Raw genomic sequence first — 19,097 nt, 5'->3', positions numbered from 1 at the left:
CTCAGGAGGCCCGATGTCCCCGCACGCCACCGGCCGGCGCCGCGTCCACCGTTCCGTCGCAGCGGGCGTACCCCTCGCCGTCCTGGCCGTCCTGGCGGCGACGGGTCCGGCCGCGGGTACCCCGTCCGAGGACGACGCCCGGGTCGTCGGTACCGCCACGCTCGGCGACACACCGCTCGCCGCGTTCAGCAATGCCCTGCTGCCCGGCACGGTCGCCGACGACCGGGGTGTCGACCTCGGCGGCATCGGCAGCGACATCTACCCGACCGGCCGCGAGGGCGAGTTCTGGACCGTCACCGACCGCGGGCCCAACGGCCAGATCAAGGTGGACGGCACCAAGCGCCGTACCTTCCCGGTGCCCGGCTTCGACCCGGCGATCGTCAAGATCCGGGTCTCGGGCGACTCGGTACGGGTCATCGACGCGATCCCGCTGACCACCTCCTCCGGCAAGCCCGTCACCGGGATGCCCAACCAGCAGGGCCGCGACGAGGCGCCGTACTCCTACAACGCGAGCACACCGCTGTCGTACAACCCCAATGGTCTTGACACCGAGGGCATCGTGCGGGCCAAGGACGGGAGCTTCTGGCTGGTCGACGAGCACGGGCCCTCGCTCGTGCATGTCTCCGCGCGCGGGAAGGTGCTCACGCGCTATGTGCCCGAGGGGCTGAACCTCACCGGCGCCGACTACCCGGTGGTCGAGGCGCTGCCCTCCGTCCTGCTGCACCGCAAGGTCAACCGTGGTTTCGAGGGGCTCGCCCAACTGCCCGGCGGCGACCTGGTGATGGCCGTGCAGAGCCCGCTCTCCCTGCCCGACGCGGACGCCGGTGAGGCCTCGCGCACCACCCGCCTGCTGCGTTTCTCGCCGAAGAAGAAGGCGGTCACCGCCGAGTACGCGTACCGCTTCGACCCGGTGAACGTGGTGGACCCCGGCGAGGACGACACCTCCGAGCTCAAGATCTCCTCGGTGGTCGCCGTCGGGGGCGACCGGCTGCTGGTGGAGGAGCGCACCGACAAGACCGCCCGGCTGCACCTGGTACGGCTGGACAAGGACTCGAACATCCTCGGCGGCCCCTGGGACGACGACACCACGTCCCCGTCGCTGGAGCAGATCGACGACCCGGCCGCCGCGGGCGTGCCCGTCCTCGGCAAGAAGCTGGTCGTCGATCTCGGCACGGTCGCCGGAGTGCCCGGCAAGATCGAGGGCGTCGCGCGCGTGGACCGCGACACGCTCGCCCTGATCAACGACAACGACTTCGGCATGACCGACGGGACGGGCGCCTTCGACGCACAGGGCCGGCTGGTAGACAGCGGGATCGAGACGACGGTGACGTACGTGCGCCTGCCGCGCGGCATCTGACGGCGACCTGCACGCGTGCGTGGTGGTTCACCTCCGCCGCGCACGTGGCCGTCGCCCTACGGCAGGTCGACCTCGCCGAGATCCGGCAGCAGCGACTCGATCTCACTGGGCAGGTCGCTGGGCAGCTCACTGGGGAACCCCGACGGCAGCGACGTGGGCAGTTCACTCGGCAGTCTGCTGGGCAGCTCGGTCGGAATGCTGAACGACGGCCTCGGCGACGGGCTCTCCGCGGTCGGCTTCTCCTCCGGCGAGTCATCGCTCCCCGAGGCCAACAGCACCACCAGGGCGACGGCCACGCCCGCCACGATCACCGCCAGCAGGGCGAGCAGCAGGCCGCGTCGTCTCCTCGGGCCTCCGCCGGGCGGCGGCCCGTCGTCGTACGAGGGCGGTCCGAAGCCGTCGGTGGGCGGTCCGAAGCCGCCGCCCGGGGGCGGACCGGGCGGCTGGGGCGGTACGGGCGGGATGGCCATACCGCCCAGCGTCACCTCCCGGCGGTGATCACGCGAGCCCGTCGCGGAAGTTGATACCGGCCCATGCCCTGGAGGGCACGATTCCGGTGCATTCCCCGCAGGACGTCCCTTACCGGCGCCGCGCGCTCACCGAAGTCAGCGCGCGGCGCCGGTACGCGCGCGTGCTCGTTCAGCCACGCGCTCCCAGCAGGTGGTCCATCGCCAGCTGGTCGAGCCGCTCGAAGGCCATCCCGCGCGCGGCGGCCGCTTCGGCGTCGAACTCCTCGAACGCGGCACGGTCGGCGAGCAGGGACTGCAGACCGTCGGCCGCGGTGGGCTGCGCCAGCTCGTCCAGACGCGAGGCCCGCAGCGCCTCCTGGACCTCCGGGTCCGCGCGGAAGGCGGCCGCGCGCTCCTTGAGGATCAGGTAGTTGCGCATACAGCCCGCGGCCGACGCCCACACGCCGTCCAGGTCCTCGGTCCGCGGTGGCTTGAAGTCGAAGTGGCGCGGTCCGGCGTACCCGGCGCTCTCCAGCAGGTCGACGAGCCAGAAGGCGGCGCGCAGGTCGCCGGCGCCGAAGCGCAGGTCCTGGTCGTACTTGATGCCGGACTGGCCGTTGAGGTCGATGTGGAAGAGCTTGCCCGCCCACAGGGCCTGCGCGATGCCGTGCGGGAAGTTCAGCCCGGCCATCTGCTCGTGGCCGACCTCGGGGTTGACGCCGTACAGCTCGGGGCGCTCCAGGCGCTCGATGAACGCCAGCGCGTGGCCGACGGTGGGCAGCAGGATGTCGCCGCGCGGCTCGTTCGGCTTGGGTTCGATGGCGAACTTCAGGTCGTAGCCCTGGGAGGTCACGTACTCGCCGAGGAGGTCGAAGGCCTCCTTCATGCGGTCGAGGGCCACCCGCACGTCCTTGGCGGCACCGGACTCGGCGCCCTCGCGGCCGCCCCAGGCGACGTAGGTCCTGGCGCCGAGCTCGACCGCGAGGTCGATGTTGCGGATCGTCTTGCGCAGGGCGTAACGGCGCACGTCACGGTCGTTGGCGGTGAACGCGCCGTCCTTGAAGACGGGGTGCGTGAAGAGGTTCGTGGTGGCCATCGGCACGGTCATGCCGGTCGCGTCGAGAGCCTGCCGGAAGCGCTTGATGTGCGCCTCACGCTCGGTGTCGGAGGATCCGAAGGGGATCAGGTCGTCGTCGTGGAAGGTGACGCCGTAGGCGCCGAGCTCGGCCAGGCGCTGCACCGTCTCGACCGGGTCGAGGGCGCGGCGGGTGGCGTCGCCGAAGGGGTCCCGTCCCTGCCAGCCGACGGTCCACAGGCCGAAGGTGAACCTGTCCTCGGGGGTGGGCTGGTAGTTCATGCCGCGGCTCCTTGCCTGCTGCGAGTTGCTTGCTGCCGACTATTTCGTCATGGCGATTTACAAATTAGTATGCCGAGGCATCTCTGGGAAGAGAACAGTTGTCCTCGGGTAAGGACACGAGCCGCGCAGAGAACCGAGCCGCACAAGAGGAGAGCCCGATGTCAGCAGCCGAAGGACCGCTCGTCGTCGGCGTGGACACGTCCACCCAGTCCACCAAGGCCCTCGTCGTCGACGCGGCCACCGGCCAGGTCGTCGCGAGCGGCCAGGCCTCGCACACGGTGTCCTCCGGGGCGGGCCGTGAGTCCGATCCCCGCCAGTGGTGGGACGCCCTGTGCGAGGCCCTGCGCCAGTGCGGCGACGCGGCCCGCGAGGCCGCCGCGGTGTCGATCGGCGGCCAGCAGCACGGCCTGGTCACCCTGGACGAACAGGGCGAACCGGTCCGCCCGGCGATGCTGTGGAACGACGTCCGCTCGGCACCGCAGGCCCGCCGGCTCATCGAGGAGCTTGGCGGCCCGAAGGCCTGGGCCGAGCGCACCGGGAGTGTGCCCGGCGCATCCTTCACGGTGACGAAGTGGGCGTGGCTGGCCGAGCACGAGCCCGAGGCCGTCCGCGCGACGAAGGCGGTACGGCTCCCCCACGACTACCTCACCGAACGCCTCACGGGCGAGGGCACGACCGACCGCGGCGACGCCTCCGGCACGGGCTGGTGGGCGTCCGGGACGGAGTCGTACGACGAGGAGACCCTCGCGCATGTCGGCCTCGACCCCGCGCTGCTCCCCCGGCTGGTCCGGCCCGGCGAGGTGGCGGGCACCGTACGCACCCACCACGACCTGCCCTTCTCCAAGGGCACCCTGGTCGCCCCCGGCACCGGCGACAACGCCGCCGCCGCGCTCGGGCTCGGCCTGCGCCCCGGCACCCCGGTACTCAGCCTGGGCACCTCCGGCACGGTGTACGCCGTGTCCCAGCACCGCCCCGCGGATCCGACCGGCACGGTCGCGGGCTTCGCCGACGCGCACGGCGACTGGCTGCCGCTGGCCTGCACCCTGAACTGCACGCTCGCCGTCGACCGCGTGGCCGCGCTGCTGGGCCTGGACCGCGAGGCGGTGGAGCCGACCACCGACGTCACGCTGCTGCCCTACCTGGACGGCGAACGCACCCCGAACCTGCCGAACGCCTCGGGCCTGCTGCTCGGCCTGCGCCACGACACGACCGCCGGCCAACTCCTCCAGGCCGCCTACGACGGCGCCGTCCACTCCCTGCTCGGCGCACTGGACCTGGTCCTCGACGCCGACGCGGACCGCTCCGCCCCGCTGCTGCTGATCGGTGGCGGCGCGCGCGGCACGGCCTGGCAGCAGACCGTGCGCCGCCTGTCGGGGCGTCCCGTGCAGGTGCCCGAGGCCAAGGAACTGGTGGCGCTCGGCGCCGCGGCCCAGGCGGCCGGCCTGCTGACCGGTGAGGATCCGGCCGCGGTCGCCCGGCGCTGGAACACGGCCGCGGGCCCGGTGCTGGAGGCGGTGGAGCGGGACGAGGCGACCCTGGCACGGATCGCCGGGGTACTCTCCGACGCGGCCCCGCTGCTGGAGCGGAGGACGCAGGCCCAGTGACCGCACGCACACCGATCGAGGACTGAGGGAGGCATGACCGCACCGCTTCCCGGACGGGCGCTGCCCGACACCCAACAGGGCATGCGCCGCCGCAATCTGGCGCGGGTGATGCACACCGTCAGCGCGGAGGGCCCCCTGTCCCGGGCCGCCGTCGCCTCCCGGATCGGTCTGACGCGTGCGGCGGTGTCGACCCTCGTCGACGAACTGATCCGCTCGGGACTGATCGAGGAACTGGGCCCGGAACGGCCGGGTCGGGTGGGCCGCCCCGGCTCGGCGCTGGCCGTCAGCGCCCACGGCCCGGCCGGCATCGGCGCCGAGATCGGCGTCGACCACCTCGCGGTGTGCGCGGTCGATCTGCGCGGCGCGATACGGGCCAGGGCCGTACGGCACGGCGCGAACCGGGGGCGTTCCGCCGAACCGGTGGTCCGGGAACTGACCGAGCTGGTGCGGGCGGTCGTCGCGGACGCGGAGCGCGAAGGGCTGTGGCCCGCCGGGCTCGCGGTGGCGGTGCCCGGTCTGGTGGCACGCGACGGCCGTACCGTCGTGCGCGCGCCGAATCTCGAATGGCACGACATCGACCTCGGGGCCCTGCTGCCCGAGGAGTTCGCGCTGACCGTGGACAACGAGGCGAACTTCGGCGCGCTCGCCGAACTCTGGCTCGGCGAGGGGACACCGCGGGACTTCCTGCACGTGTCCGCCGAGATCGGCATCGGTGCTGCCGTGGTCGTGGACGGGCAACTGCTGCGCGGAACCCGTGGTTTCGCGGGCGAGTTGGGGCATGTGCCAGTCCGCCCGGAGGGGCCGCCGTGCCCGTGCGGAGGGCGCGGCTGTCTGGAGCAGTACGCCGGTGAGGAGGCCGTGCTGCGGGCGGCCGGCCTGGAACCGGGCGAGGACCGCGTCGGGCTGCTCGCGGGCCGGGCGGCCGAGGGGGACACGGATGTACGGGGTGCTCTGCACGACGCGGGCGAGGCGCTCGGCGTCGCGCTGACCGGGGCCGTCAACCTGCTGGACCCCGAGAGCGTGGTGCTCGGCGGTGCGCTGGCCGGGCTCGCGCCCTGGCTGCTGCCCTCGCTGGAGGCCGAGTTGGACGGGCGTACCGCGGGCGCGGCCTGTCCGGTGTCCGTGTCGCGGCTCGGGTCCGAGGGGCCGCTGCTGGGCGCCGCGCACTGGGTGGTGCGAGGAGTGCTGGACGATCCGGCCATGGTGGGCGAACGGGCCTGAATCCAGAGCGACTTCACTCGATCGAGTGAGGGAGTTTTCCACACTTCGACCGCCGTCCACGGAAACACAGCGGGCCCTTCGGCCCGACCCCTCCGCGCCGTACCGTGATTCACGCGAGGGCGCTCCCCGCCCCTCCTCCCCCGTGACCTGTGGCAGAACGGAGCTGTGCGGCGATGAGCGACCCCCGGATCCTGACCGTCCGACCCCGACCCGACGAATACGCCTGGACGTTCGGCGGCGTCCCGCCCGTGGCGCGCATCGCGCCGGGGACCGTGCTGGATCTGTTCACGGAGGACTGCTTCGGCGGGCGGGTGCGGTCCGAGAAGGATCTGGTCTCCGAGGTCTGCGAGTTCCCCTTCCTCAACCCGCAGACCGGCCCGTTCCATATCGAGGGCGCGGAGCCCGGAGACACCGTCGCCGTGCACTTCGTGTCGATCGAACCCGCCCGGGACTGGGCTGCGTCCACCACGGTCCCCCTGTTCGGTGCCCTCACCTCGACCCACACCACGGCCACGCTCCAGCCGCCGCTCCCGGAGACCGTCTGGATCTGGCAGCTCGACAGAACCCGGCGCACAGCCCTGTTCCGCGCGCACGACAGCGACTTCGAGGCCGAACTGCCGATCGATCCGATGCACGGCACCGTGGGGGTGGCCCCCGCCAATCTGGAGGTCCGCTCGGCGCTGGTGCCGGACGCGCACGGCGGGAACATGGACACGCCCGAGATGCGGGCCGGCGTCACCTGCTATCTCGGGGTGAACGTCGAGGGAGCGCTGCTCAGCCTGGGCGACGGACACGCCCGCCAGGGCGAGGGCGAGACCTGCGGTGTCGCCGTCGAGTGCGCGATGAACACCGTGGTGATCGTCGAACTGCTCAAGGGGATCGCCACTCCCTGGCCTCGCATCGAGTTGGACACGCACATCATCTCGACCGGATCGGCGCGCCCCTTGGAGGACGCGTTCCGAATATCCCAGCTCGACCTGGTCCAGTGGCTGGTCCGTGACTACGGCTTCAGCGAGTTGGACGCGTACCAGTTCGCAACCCAGGCCGTCGAGTCACCGTTGGCCAATGTGTGCGACACCAACTACACGTGCGTGGCCAAGCTCCGCAAGCAGTGGCTGCCCCGGCGCGAGACACACCGCGGAGTCCACGCCCGTCTGCGCGAAACCGCGTCGACCCTCCCGCACTGACCCGACATCTCCCGGCCCGGCACCTCCCGACCCGACTCCGTATGAGCCCGCCCACCCACACGATCGAGAGGCACCACCCCGTATGGAACGGGCACAACCACTGACCAACAGACGACTCCTCCTCAAGGGCGCCGCCCTCGCCGCCGTGCCCTACGGACTGCTCCCCGGCCCGCAGGCCGATGCGCAGGTCCAGGCGCCCGACCAGCCGACCGCCGAGTGGCAGCGGGCGAGCCCCGCCAACTTCACCGCTGCCCGCCGACCCGTGGAGCACCGCGTCGACCTGGTCATCGTCCATGTCACACAGACCGACTGGTCCGGCACCCTGACCGTCTTCCAGAACCCGAGGAAGAAGGTGTCCGCGCACTACGTCGTCCGCTCCGCCGACGGACATGTGGCGCAGTGCGTCCGCGAGTCGGACATCGCCTGGCACGCGGGGAACTGGGACTACAACACCCGCAGCATCGGCATCGAACACGAGGGCTGGGTGGACCGGCCCGCCTACTTCACCGACGCCCTGTACGAGCGGTCGGCCGCACTGACCGCGGCGATCTGCGCCAGACACGGCATCCCGAGAGACAGGAGGCACATCATCGGCCATCACGAGGTGCCGGGCACCGACCACACCGATCCCGGGCCCCACTGGGACTGGGCGCGCTACATCGGGCTCGTCAAGGCCGCCTGAAGCTCGTCGAGGCCGCCTGACCGAGACGTCCGGCCAGTCGTTCGGGTGACGCCGGTCGAAAAGGTTGTCCGCGCGCGTACCCGGAGTGACGATGTCCCCAGCCGCATCGCTGTCCGGGGAGGCCGAGTTGACCGATCCGTGGGTGGCCCTGGAGCCGGGGGCCGACCCTTCCGAGCGCGCGCACATGCTGCGCCGCGCGCATGAGGCGTTCACCGCGGCGGGCACCGTGCCGAAGCCGGTGCGCGCCGTGGTGGCCGACTCGTGGCGGCGTTCCGCGAGAGCGGGCGTCGGGCCCGACGGCACGGCGAGCGTGGAGATCGCCGACGGCGACCTCGGCGCGTACCGCGCGGAGCACCCGCTGGCCCGGGTGATGCCGCTGTTCCGTGAGCTGATGGGCTCGTTCGCGGCGGACGGCGAGCATCTGCTCGCGGTGTGCGACGAGCACGGCAGGCTGCTGTGGGTCGAAGGGCATGCCTCGACCCGGCGGCAGGCGGGCCGGATGAACTTCGTCCCCGGCGCCCGCTGGTCGGAGACGGCGGTCGGGACGAACGCGCCGGGCACAGCGGTCGCCGTCGACCGGCCGGTGCAGGTGTTCGCGGCCGAGCACTTCATCCGGCGGGTGCAGCCCTGGACGTGCGCGGCGGCACCGGTGCACGATCCGCGTACCGGGCGGGTGCTCGGGGCCGTGGACATCACCGGCGGGGACGGGCTGGCGCATCCGCACAGCCTGGGCTTCGTGCAGGCGGTGGCGCGGGCGGCCGAGTCCCACCTGGCGCTGCTCGCCCCGGCGGGCCCGGCCGCGGACACACCCGAGCTGTCCGCGCTCGGCCGGGACGAGGCCCAGTTGCTCACCGGTGGCCGCAAGGTCAGGCTCAGCCGCCGGCACAGCGAGATCCTGGTGCTGCTCGCCCGGCATCCGGAGGGCCTGACCGGCGACGAGCTGCTGTGCGCGCTGTACGAGGACGAGTCGGTGACGCCGGTGACGTTGCGGGCCGAACTCGCCCGGCTGCGGCGGATACTCGGCCCCGGCCTGCTGGCCTCGCGGCCGTACCGGCTCACCGTCCCGGTCGAGTCGGACGTCGCCGTGGTCGAGCGGCGGCTGGCGGCGGGGGCGGTCAGTGCGGCGGCGACGGCGTACGCCGGTCCGCTGCTGCCCGCCTCCCAGGCGCCGGCGGTGGCGCGGGTCAGGCGGCGGCTCGCCGACGGACTGCGCACGGCGTTGATCGCCCGCAGGGACCCCGACCTGCTGGCGGACTGGGTGCACGCGCCCTGGGGGGAGGACGACCTCGACGTGTGGCGGGCGCTGGCCGCGGTGCGCCCGACGGCCACGGTCCGTTCCCGGCTCGCCGCACTGGAGTCGGAGCTGGCGGCGCCACCGGGCCGGGTGCCGCGCTGACCGAAAGGCGCCCCGAACAGTCAGAGCCGACCGCGCCACCGGGCCGCGTGCCCCCGCTGACCGGAAGCCGCTCCGAACCCCGGACCCGCGCAACGTCCTTGCAACCTCCCGCTCCCTAGCCTCGCGCCGAGAGCTGCCCAACGGCGGGCAGCGCTGTTGCAGGGAGGCAGGCCGGCATGACCCGTTACGCGGCACCCGGGACCGAGGGCGCGATCGTCTCCTACCAGGCGCGCTACGACCACTTCATCGGCGGCGAGTACGTGCCGCCGCTTCGGGGGCAGTACTTCGAGAATCCGTCCCCGGTGAACGGGCAGCCGTTCACCGAGATCGCTCGCGGCACGGCGGAGGACGTGGAGCGTGCCCTGGACGCGGCGCACGCGGCAGCCCCGGCCTGGGGTCGCACGGCGGCGAGCGAACGCTCCGACATCCTGCTGAAGATCGCCGACCGGATGGAGGCGAACCTGGAGCGACTTGCCGTCGCCGAGAGCTGGGAGAACGGCAAGCCGGTGCGGGAGACGCTGGCGGCCGACATCCCGCTCGCGATCGACCACTTCCGCTACTTCGCCGGTGCGATCCGCGCCCAGGAGGGCTCGCTCGGCGAGATCGACGACGACACGGTGGCGTACCACTTCCACGAGCCGCTCGGTGTCGTCGCGCAGATCATCCCGTGGAACTTCCCGATCCTGATGGCGACCTGGAAGCTGGCCCCGGCGCTGGCGGCGGGCAACGCGGTCGTGCTCAAGCCGGCCGAGCAGACCCCGGCCTCCATCCACTTCTGGCTGAGCCTGATCGCCGATCTGCTGCCGCCGGGCGTCATCAATGTCGTGAACGGCTTCGGTGTGGAGGCGGGCAAGCCGCTGGCGTCCAGCCCGCGGGTGGCGAAGGTGGCGTTCACCGGTGAGACCACCACCGGCCGGCTGATCATGCAGTACGCCGCGGAGAACATCACCCCGGTCACCCTCGAACTCGGCGGCAAGTCCCCGAACATCTTCTTCGAGGACGTCTGGCGGGCCGACGACGACTTCCGCGACAAGGCCCTCGAAGGCTTCACGATGTTCGCGCTCAACCAGGGCGAGGTGTGCACCTGTCCGTCGCGGGCGCTGGTCCAGCAGGGCCACTACGGCGAGTTCATGGAGGCGGCGGTCGCCCGCACCGAGCTGATCAAGACCGGCCATCCGCTCGACACGGACACGATGATCGGCGCCCAGGCCTCCAACGACCAGCTGGAGAAGATCCTCTCCTACCTCGACATCGGCCGGCAGGAGGGCGCCCGGGTCCTCACCGGCGGCGAGCGCGTCGAGCACGACGGCGAACTCAAGGGCGGCTACTACGTGCAGCCGACGATCTTCGAGGGCAACAACCGGATGCGGATCTTCCAGGAGGAGATCTTCGGCCCGGTGGTCTCGGTGACGTCCTTCGACGACTTCGACGACGCCATCAAGATCGCCAACGACACGCTGTACGGCCTCGGCGCGGGCGTGTGGACCCGTGACGCCAACACCGCGTACCGCGCGGGCCGCGCGATCCAGGCCGGCCGCGTCTGGACGAACTGCTACCACGCCTACCCGGCCCACGCGGCCTTCGGCGGCTACAAGGGCTCGGGCATCGGCCGCGAGACGCACAAGATGATGCTGGAGCACTACCAGCAGACCAAGAACCTGCTGGTGAGCTACTCGCCGAGGAAGCTGGGCTTCTTCTAGAGGCACGAAAAAGGCGCCTGACCTGGTCGTTTACCCGCCAGGCGCCTTCCTCTCGGCCGACTCAGAGCAAGGGCCGACTTCCACAGGGACTTCGTTCGTTGCGGGCGCCCCGCAAGAGTGTCCCGCTCCAGCCAGCACGTTTCGACCAGTACACCTGCAACTCTTGACGCCGGGGAGCAAGGGGTGGAAAGTTGTACATATACGTCGTAAACATACGACGTTGCAATACCGCACTCTGGAGCGACGCGCCATGACGCGCAGGGAACCGGATTCGGCAGATCTTCCCGGGGTGGAGCGTCGGCTTGCGCGGAACTCGGACCTCGACGTCGTCCGGATCACCGCCGGCAGCCCTGCTTTCGGGGCGCCCGCACCCGGTCCGCTGCCGCGCCGCCTCGAACGGCTGCCCGTCATCCCATGCCTGATCCTTTCGTCGCTGCCGGCAGCCGTGGCCATCACGCCTTCCGCCCGACATTCGCCGCCACCCCGGGCCAGTGAGGTGCAGTGAACACAGACCGACGCCGCGCGCGCGAAGCAGTGACGCCCACGAGTCCACCGTCCACGGTCCTCGTCACCGGCGGAGCCGGCTTCATCGGCAGTCATGCCTGCGTCGAACTGCTCGACCACGGCTACGAGGTGATCGTGGTCGACGACTACTCCAACAGCACTCCGCAGGTCCTCACCCGTGTGGAACGGATCGCCGGCCGTTTCGTCGGTGCCGTCTATGAGCTGGACATCCGTGATCGACGCGCCCTCTCGGCCGTCTTCGACCGCCACTCCGTGGACGCCGTCGTGCACTTTGCCGCGCACAAGGCAGTGGGCGGGTCGACACGGATGCCCGTCGAGTACTACGACACCAACGTCGGCGGCACGACCGCTCTGCTCCGGACCATGCACGAGCACGGCGTGCACCAGCTCGTGTTCTCCTCTTCCTGCTCGATCTACGGCGACGCCGGACCCGGACCGCTGGACGAGGCCACCCCGGCCCGGCCCACCAATCCATACGCGGCCTCCAAATGGATCTGCGAACAGATCCTCGCCGATGTCTGCCACCGGTGCCCCGAGTACACCGTGCTGTGTCTGCGGTACTTCAACCCGGCCGGCGCTCACCCCAGCGGGCTGCTCGGCGAGGATCCCCACGGCACACCCGACAATCTGATGCCGTACGTGGCCCAGGTGGCCATCGGCCGACGGAAGCGGGTCCACGTGTTCGGCGCCGACTACCCCACGCCCGACGGGACCGCGATCCGCGACTATCTCCACGTCATGGACACCGTCGAGGCCCACCGCGTCGCGCTCGACCATCTCGCCGACGGACCAGGCATGCGTGTGTACAACCTGGGCGTCGGCAAGGGCAGCTCGGTCCTCGACGTCGTCACCGCGTTCTCCGAGGCGTGCGGCAGGCCCATTCCGTACGAGGTCGCGGCCCGCCGCCCCGGCGACGTGGCCGAACTCGTCGCCGACGCGACCGCCGTGGCGCGCGCCTGGGGCTGGCGCCCCATCCGGGACCTCGCCGACACGTGCCGGGACGCCTGGAGGTTCCAGCAGCTCAACCCCCACGGCTACGCGGGCTCCGCTCGGCGGCCGAACACGAAGGCCTAGGGGTGTTGCGAAAGTCCCGTGCGGGTGCTGTGCGGCACTCTCACAAAACCCCCTGGGCCCTCGGCATCTGCTCCGCCGGCCGGGGTCGTCGCCGCCGCGGTGACGAGATGCAGCCCGGTGCCTGTCATGCCTACGATCTAGAAAGGCGCACGGCGCCGCGTGTTCGCGAGCTGGTGTTCCTCAACGCAGGGAGGCGCTTGGCGTTGCTGCTGGCCCACCGGCTGATGGCCGTGTACCTCGCGTTGGTCGGGGCCGCCACCAGCCTGTACATGACCACCCCGGAAACACGCGCGCCGCTCTTGGCCGCGATCGGGCTGGGTGGTGCCGCCGCCATCCTCATCGGAGCGCACATGCACCGGCCCGCGCACCGCTGGCCCTGGTGGGTACTGGCCGCAGGACTGTCGGCCTTAGCCGCGGGCAGTACCCACTACAACGCGCGCGAAGAGTATGTCCATCCGTTCCTCTCTCCCGCGGCCGCGTTCTGCCTCGCCGCGTACCCGCTCATGGCGGCGGGACTGTTCGGTCTCATCCGGTACCGCTGGGTGGACCGTGACCTGCCCAGTCTGCTGGACGCGCTGATCATCACCGCCGGGCTCGCCCTGCCGGTCTGGGTCTATCTGATGCAGCCCCTCGCACGGCTGGAGGGCCTGACCTGGCAGCAGCGCGCGATCAGCCTCGCCTACCCGCTCGGCGACGTGCTGGTACTGGCGATGCTGGCCCGGCTGCTCGCTCCCACCCCCGTCTCCGGCGGCAACCGCGCCGTACAGCTGCTCGTCCTCGGCACCGTCACGCTGCTCGCTTTCGACATCGCTTACGGAATCCTCCAGCTCAACGGGGCCTGGCAGGCCGACACGCTGCTGGACTCCGGCCGCATCGTCTTCTGCACGGCCTGGGGGCTGGCCGCGCTGCACCCCTCCATGGCGGCGCTGACCGCCACCGTGCCTCAGCCGCAGCCCCGGCGCCCGCCGTGGCCACGGCTCGTGCTGCTCGCTGCAGCCACCCTGATCGCGCCCGGGATCCTGCTCTACGAGGAGCAGGTGGGCGCAGACCCCGACACGACGGTGTTCGCCGTCTTCTCCAGTGCCCTGTTCCTGTTGGTGATCTTCCGTCTCGCGGGCATGGTCGTGGCCCACCGCAAGGCCGTGGCGCGTGAACTGGCGCTGCACGTGGCGACCGCTTCACTGGTGGCGGCGGAAAGACCGCAGGAGATCGCGCAGGCCTGCGCTACGGCGGTGACCGCACTGTTCGGGCCGAAAGTCCAGCACGGTTCCATGCTGCTGTCGGCCAGGCACGCCCAGGACCTGTATGTGCTACAGGCCCGGTCCCGTGACGGACCCGGCGACGGACCCGTCACGGACACCGGTGGGGCCCCCGAGGAGGGGCCGGCGGGCCTCGCCCTCCACCACACGCTGATGGTCCCCGTCACGGCGCTCGGACCGCGCACGGCCACCGAACTCGGAGACCTGCCGACTGCCCTGGTGTGCCCGATGATCCAGCCCGACCGTCCGGCCGGCTGCGAGCTTCCGGGCGCGCTGCTGGCGGCGGGGCCCGAGCGGCAACTCACCGAGATGCGCGGCTCGCTGGAGATCCTGGCCTCGCACGCGGGGCTGGCGACGGAACGCATCGGGCTCCGGCAGGAGATCACTCGCAAGGAAAGCGAGGCGTACTTCCGCACACTGGTGCACAACGCCTCGGACGTCATCCTCATCGTTGACGACGACACCACCGTCCGATATGCCAGTCCCTCCGCGGAAGCCGTGTTCGGCAGCGCCCAGCTGATCGGTACGGCGCTGCAGGACCTGGTGGATCCCCGGGATCGCTACCGGGCGAACCGGATGCTGGCGGCCATGCGGAAGAACGGGCGGCAGGAGGCCCACGACCACTGGTGGGTTCTGCGGGACCGCGGTCGTATCGAAGTCGAGGTGAGGTGCCGCGACCTGCGGCATGACAAGACCGTCAACGGACTTGTCATCACCCTGCGGGACGTCACCGAACAGCGTCAACTGGAGCACGAGCTCACTCAGCGGGCCTTTCACGATGCGCTGACCGGCCTGCCCAACCGGACGCTGCTGCTGGAACGGACCGAGCGCGCGATGCTGCGCGGCCGCCGGGAGTCGACTCTCACCTGTCTGCTCTTCATCGACCTGGACGACTTCAAGATCGTCAACGATACCCTGGGCCACTCGGTCGGCGACCGGCTCCTCGGCGCCGTGGGAGAGCGCCTGTCGGAGACGCTGCGCCGCACCGATACCGCGGCGCGACTGGGCGGTGACGAGTTCGCGGTGCTGATGGAGGACGCGAAGAAGCCTCTCGACGCCGAGTTGCTGGCCGCCCAGGTGATACAGACCCTCAATCGGCCCTTCCAGCTGTCCGAGGATTCGGTGAGCGTCTCCGCCAGCGTGGGCGTGGCCACGGCGCTGGACAGCGCGGACGCCGAGGAACTGCTGGCCCACGCCGATCTGGCCCTGTACGCGGCCAAGGCCGCCGGGAAGCGCCAGTGGCGCCACTTCCAGCCCCAGTTGCATGTCCGCATGGTGGAGCGGCACGACCTGCAGGCGCACCTGGACCACGCGATCGCCAAGGAGGAGTTCGCCCTGCGATACCAGCCAGTCGTGGACATCACCGTGGGCGAGGTCGTCGGTTTTGAGGCACTGGCCCGCTGGGCGCACACCCGACGCGGTCTGGTCCCTCCGCAGCAGTTCATCTCCCTCGCCGAGGAGACCGGACACATCACGCTGCTGGGCTCCTGGGTCCTGCAGAACGCTGCGTCCGACATCGCACGCCTGCAGCACCAGAGCCAGCGGTCGGCACCGCCGTACGTCAGCGTCAACGTGTCCGGCCGCCAGTTCCGGGACGCGGGCTTCCTCGACGAGGTGGGCAAGGCGCTCGACACCCCGGGCCTGGCTCCGGGCTCGCTGCAGTTGGAGATCACCGAGTCGGTGCTCATGCAGCGGGACGACCAGTTCGACGCGCTCATACGGGCGCTGAAGAATCTCGGCGTACGCATCGCCGTCGACGACTTCGGCACCGGACTCTCCTCGCTGCGCCATCTCCGGGAGTTCCCCATCGACGTACTCAAGATCGACAAGACGTTCATCGACGACATCACGCGGGACCCCCAACAGGTCGCGCTCGTCGAGGGAATCATCCGCATCGCCGACACGCTCGGCCTTCAGGTGATCGCCGAGGGAATCGAGGAGCCGGCCCAGCGCGAGCTGCTGGCCGGGATCGGCTGCCGGTTCGGGCAGGGATATCTGTTCGCACGGCCGATGACGGTGGAGCAGAGCGAGGTCGTCCTGCGACAGCGCAACGGAGACCAGCCATCGCCGCGGGACGGCGGCGCGGCGGCACAGGGGCCCATCGGCATGCGGCCGAACGCGGCACCGGGCCGAGCCCGGGCCGGCAGAGGCGAGCCGGGAACAGACGACGAGACGGCCGCGGACAAGGAGCGCCAGGAGCGCACAACCACGCGCGAACCCACCGCCGCCGAGCCCCCGCGGACACGGCGTGATCCACGCTGGGGCGACCTTGAGCACCTGCGGCAGACGAGTCCCATGAGCGACGCGGTCCTGGACGAAGTGCGCGGCCGCCACATCCGCAGCGGAGATCACTGGCTGATCGACTTCGCCTCCTGCAACTACCTGGGCTTCGACTGGAGCCCCGAGATCATCGGCGCGATCGAGCCCACCGTCCGGCGCTGGGGAACCCACCCCAGCTGGTCCCGGCTGCTCGGCAGCCCACGGCTCTACCCCGAGATCGAGGAGAGGCTCACGGCGCTGCTCGGAGCGCCGGACACGCTGCTCCTGCCGACCGCCACCTTGATCCACGCCTCGGTGATCCCCGTCCTCACCGGCCAGGGGTACGTTTTCGTCGAGGCCACGGCGCACCGGACCGTGCATGACGGATGCGTGGCGGCCCAGGCCCACGGCGCGAGGTTGCAGCGTTTCCACGCCGACCGGCCCGACCAGCTCGACGCTCTGCTGCGTGCCGTACCGTCCGGCAATTCCCGGCTCGTCTGCCTGGACGGCGTCGACAACATGAGCGGGAACATCCCCGACCTGCCCGAACTGGTCGGCGTCTGCCGGGAACGGGACGCGACGCTGTACATAGACGACACGCACGGTTTCGGCGTCATCGGGGAGCGGAGGGCGGACGAGCTGTGCCCGTACGGATCCCGCGGCAACGGCGTGGTCCGGCACATGGGCGAGACCTACGACGGCATCGTGCTCGTCGGCGGCTTCTCCAGGGCGTACTCCTCGATGCTGGCCTTCATCGCACTGCCCTCCTGGCTCAAGAACCACCTGAAGATCGCCGCGGCCCCCTACCTGTACTCCGGCCCCTCGCCGACTGCCTCCCTCGCCACGACACTCGCCGGTCTGGAGGTCAACGACCGCCGTGGTGACGCGATCCGCGCCGATCTGCACCGCAAGACCGTACGGGTGCTCGATCACGTCCATGGCCTCGGCCTGGACACGCCGAGTGTCCATGAGCTGCCGATCATCGAGATCCCCCTCGTCAACGCGTCGGAGCTGGGAGCGGTCGCCCGATTCCTGTGGGACCACGGCATCTATGTGACGCTCGCGGCCTACCCTCTCGTCCCCCATGACCGTGTCGGATTCCGCATCCAGATCACGGCGCTCAACTCCGACGAGGACATCGACCGGCTCAACGAGACGTTGACCGCGCTCTCGGAACGCTTCGCCCTGCGGCGCAGGAGCTGAGACCCGACAGGGCGAACGCCGTCTCCACCAGAGCGATGTGGCTGAACGCCTGCGGCGCGTTGCCCAGTTGACGGCCTGCGTCCGGATCCCACTGCTCCGAGAGCAGACCGACGTCGTTACGGATGGCGAGAACTCTTTCAAAGGCCTCCCGGGCCCGTTCCACATGGCCGGTCGCGGCGAGGGCGTCCGCGTACCACAGGGAGCACGCCACGAACGCGCCTTCAATGCCATGCATGCCGTCCACGCTGTGCACGCCCTGACTGTTGTGCTCTCCTTGATTGTCGGGCGCGTACCGCCGCACAAACCCGCCATGGTCCAGCTCCCGCATCGCGCGGACGGTACCGCGCACTCTTTCGTCCCAGGCCGGCAGGAAGCCGAGCCGGGGAATCAGCAGCGCCGAGGCGTCAAGGGCCGACGAGCCGTAGGACTGCACGAAGGACCGCTGCTGCACGTCCCACCCCTCCCGGCACACCTGCCGGTGCACCTCGTCCCGCATGGCCCGCCACTCGCCCGATGCCCCGTTCCTGCCGAGCAGCACCCCCATCCGCAGGGCGCGGTCGGCGGCCACCCACGCCATCACCTTGGAATGCACGAACTGGCGCTGGGGCCCGCGGACCTGCCACAGCCCCTTGTCCGGCTCACGCCAGTGCCGGTGGAGGTGGCCCATCATCGCCTCCACCAGACTCCACACGTGCGCCGGCATGCGGATGCCCGCCCGCAGGGACAGGTGGAGCGTGTCCAGAACTTCGCCGTACACGTCCAGCTGGAACTGGCTCACCGCGGAGTTCCCGAACCGGACCGGCCGCGACCCCTCGTAGCCGGTCAGCCACGGTGCCTCGGTCTCCGGCAGGAGCCGCTGGCCTCCGACGCCGTACACGGTCTGCAGATCGGCGGGGTCTCCCGCGATGGCCCGCACCAGCCAGTCCAGCCATGCGGCCGCCTCGTCCCGGTAGCCGCTGCGCAGCAGGCAGGACAGGGTCAGGGTGGAATCGCGCAGCCAGCAGAACCGGTGGTCCCAGTTGCGTTCGCCGCCGATGCATCCGGGGAGCGAGGTCGTCGGCGCGGCGACGATGCCTCCCGTGGGGGCGTAGGTGAGCGCCTTCAGCGTGATCAGGGAGCGGACCACGGCATCCCGCCATGGCCCCTCGTAGCGGCACTGGCCGGCCCAGCGCCGCCAGAAGTCGCCGGTCTCCTTCAGAGCCGTCTCCGCCGGGACGCACAGCGGTGCGGGCAGCTCAGGCAGATGCGACGGCGACCACACCAGGGTCAGGGCCAGCCGTCGGCCGGCCGGGACGGTGAAGTCGAGGACCGTCGAGTCGCGGACCGCGGGGTCCGCACCGTCGTGCCTGTCGAGTGCTCGCACCGGAGCGTCGGCGTTCAGCCAGACGGCGTCCGGCCCTGCGACGGCGACGGTGCTGCGGCCGGTGACGCGGATCCACGGCACGACGCGGCCCTGGTGGAAACGCAGCCGCAGTTCGCTGCGCATGGTCACGGAACCCGACAGTCCTTCGACCACGCGGACGATGCACGGCAGTTGAGCACGGGGCGGCATGAAGTCCGTGACCCGCACCGACCCGGTTGCGGAGTCCCACCGCGATTCCAGTATCAGCGTGTCCGGGCGGTACGCCCGGCGCGTACAGGGACCGCGGGCGACGGGAGAGACCCGCCAGAATCCGTTGTCCTCCGTGCCCAGCAGAGCGGCCAGACAGGCGGGTGAATCGAATCGGGGCAGGCACAGCCAGTCAATGGATCCGTTCCTGCCGACCATGGCGGCGGTTTCGAGGTCACTGATGAGGGCGTAATCCTCAATGGGTGTACTCATGA

Annotated in this window: 12 protein-coding genes; 9 read left to right on the top strand and 3 right to left on the bottom strand. The window is 70.9% G+C overall.

The window, feature by feature from the left end; genetic code table 11:
- The first annotated feature begins 13 nt into the window (after window positions 1-13).
- Window positions 14-1,357: an esterase-like activity of phytase family protein gene (locus H4N64_RS00215; RefSeq protein WP_186279730.1), complete on the top strand. Its 1,344-nt coding sequence runs from the start codon at window positions 14-16 to the stop codon at window positions 1,355-1,357.
- A 56-nt stretch (window positions 1,358-1,413) separates the two neighbouring features.
- On the opposite strand, the gene H4N64_RS00210 is transcribed toward H4N64_RS00215, so the two are convergent.
- Together H4N64_RS00210 and xylA are read right to left on the bottom strand one after the other, a co-directional pair.
- Window positions 1,414-1,827: a hypothetical protein gene (locus H4N64_RS00210; RefSeq protein WP_186279729.1), complete on the bottom strand. Its 414-nt coding sequence runs from the start codon at window positions 1,825-1,827 to the stop codon at window positions 1,414-1,416.
- Window positions 1,828-1,996: 169 nt separating this feature from the next.
- Window positions 1,997-3,163, bottom strand: coding sequence for a xylose isomerase (xylA, locus tag H4N64_RS00205; RefSeq protein ID WP_186279728.1), 1,167 nt, complete (start codon window positions 3,161-3,163; stop codon window positions 1,997-1,999).
- A gap of 158 nt (window positions 3,164-3,321) precedes the next feature.
- Here xylA and xylB point away from each other — a divergent pair, with 158 nt between their 5' ends.
- The 8 genes from xylB (at window position 3,322) to H4N64_RS00165 (ending at window position 17,273) form a co-directional block, all read left to right on the top strand.
- Window positions 3,322-4,767, top strand: a complete 1,446-nt coding sequence (gene xylB / locus H4N64_RS00200) for a xylulokinase (RefSeq protein WP_186279727.1) — start codon at window positions 3,322-3,324, stop codon at window positions 4,765-4,767.
- A gap of 33 nt (window positions 4,768-4,800) precedes the next feature.
- Window positions 4,801-5,988 (top strand): ROK family transcriptional regulator, encoded by a 1,188-nt coding sequence (locus H4N64_RS00195; RefSeq protein ID WP_186279726.1) that lies wholly within the window; start codon window positions 4,801-4,803, stop codon window positions 5,986-5,988.
- A gap of 173 nt (window positions 5,989-6,161) precedes the next feature.
- On the top strand, window positions 6,162-7,175 hold the full coding sequence (locus H4N64_RS00190) for an acetamidase/formamidase family protein (protein ID WP_186279725.1): 1,014 nt from the start codon (window positions 6,162-6,164) through the stop codon (window positions 7,173-7,175).
- Window positions 7,176-7,257: 82 nt separating this feature from the next.
- The gene (locus H4N64_RS00185) at window positions 7,258-7,857 is read left to right on the top strand and encodes an N-acetylmuramoyl-L-alanine amidase (RefSeq protein ID WP_186279724.1); all 600 of its coding nucleotides are present in this window, start codon (window positions 7,258-7,260) and stop codon (window positions 7,855-7,857) included.
- Window positions 7,858-7,948: 91 nt separating this feature from the next.
- Window positions 7,949-9,253, top strand: a complete 1,305-nt coding sequence (locus H4N64_RS00180; protein WP_186279723.1) for a GAF domain-containing protein — start codon at window positions 7,949-7,951, stop codon at window positions 9,251-9,253.
- Between the two features lie 176 nt (window positions 9,254-9,429).
- The gene (gene adh / locus H4N64_RS00175) at window positions 9,430-10,953 is read left to right on the top strand and encodes an aldehyde dehydrogenase (RefSeq protein WP_186279722.1); all 1,524 of its coding nucleotides are present in this window, start codon (window positions 9,430-9,432) and stop codon (window positions 10,951-10,953) included.
- Between the two features lie 501 nt (window positions 10,954-11,454).
- Window positions 11,455-12,552 (top strand): UDP-glucose 4-epimerase GalE, encoded by a 1,098-nt coding sequence (galE, locus tag H4N64_RS00170; protein ID WP_336246603.1) that lies wholly within the window; start codon window positions 11,455-11,457, stop codon window positions 12,550-12,552.
- A 224-nt stretch (window positions 12,553-12,776) separates the two neighbouring features.
- Complete coding sequence (locus tag H4N64_RS00165) at window positions 12,777-17,273, top strand: aminotransferase class I/II-fold pyridoxal phosphate-dependent enzyme (protein ID WP_186280225.1); 4,497 nt, start codon at window positions 12,777-12,779, stop codon at window positions 17,271-17,273.
- On the opposite strand, the gene H4N64_RS00160 is transcribed toward H4N64_RS00165, so the two are convergent.
- Entirely contained in the window at window positions 17,218-19,095 is a 1,878-nt protein-coding gene (locus H4N64_RS00160) for a glycoside hydrolase family 15 protein (protein ID WP_186279721.1), read from the bottom strand. The two genes, H4N64_RS00165 and H4N64_RS00160, sit on opposite strands and share 56 nt — an antisense overlap.
- Between the last annotated feature and the right edge of the window lie 2 nt (window positions 19,096-19,097).

It is taken from the genome of Streptomyces cupreus (assembly GCF_014257025.1).
In the GTDB taxonomy this organism is placed as follows: domain Bacteria; phylum Actinomycetota; class Actinomycetes; order Streptomycetales; family Streptomycetaceae; genus Streptomyces; species Streptomyces cupreus.
Note: the sequence above shows the minus strand (reverse complement) of the source record. Positions and strands in the feature narration are given on the sequence as shown.

What these genes read in the sequence shown, in the direction of transcription:
- H4N64_RS00165 (WP_186280225.1), top strand. Translation starts at nt 12,777, where the DNA reads ATGGCCGTGTACCTCGCGTTGGTCGGGGCCGCCACCAGCCTGTACATG.
- H4N64_RS00195 (WP_186279726.1), top strand. Translation starts at nt 4,801, where the DNA reads ATGACCGCACCGCTTCCCGGACGGGCGCTGCCCGACACCCAACAGGGC.
- adh (WP_186279722.1), top strand. Translation starts at nt 9,430, where the DNA reads ATGACCCGTTACGCGGCACCCGGGACCGAGGGCGCGATCGTCTCCTAC.
- xylA (WP_186279728.1), bottom strand. Translation starts at nt 3,163, where the DNA reads ATGAACTACCAGCCCACCCCCGAGGACAGGTTCACCTTCGGCCTGTGG.
- H4N64_RS00160 (WP_186279721.1), bottom strand. Translation starts at nt 19,095, where the DNA reads ATGAGTACACCCATTGAGGATTACGCCCTCATCAGTGACCTCGAAACC.
- H4N64_RS00185 (WP_186279724.1), top strand. Translation starts at nt 7,258, where the DNA reads ATGGAACGGGCACAACCACTGACCAACAGACGACTCCTCCTCAAGGGC.
- H4N64_RS00180 (WP_186279723.1), top strand. Translation starts at nt 7,949, where the DNA reads ATGTCCCCAGCCGCATCGCTGTCCGGGGAGGCCGAGTTGACCGATCCG.
- xylB (WP_186279727.1), top strand. Translation starts at nt 3,322, where the DNA reads ATGTCAGCAGCCGAAGGACCGCTCGTCGTCGGCGTGGACACGTCCACC.
- H4N64_RS00190 (WP_186279725.1), top strand. Translation starts at nt 6,162, where the DNA reads ATGAGCGACCCCCGGATCCTGACCGTCCGACCCCGACCCGACGAATAC.
- H4N64_RS00210 (WP_186279729.1), bottom strand. Translation starts at nt 1,827, where the DNA reads ATGGCCATCCCGCCCGTACCGCCCCAGCCGCCCGGTCCGCCCCCGGGC.
- H4N64_RS00215 (WP_186279730.1), top strand. Translation starts at nt 14, where the DNA reads ATGTCCCCGCACGCCACCGGCCGGCGCCGCGTCCACCGTTCCGTCGCA.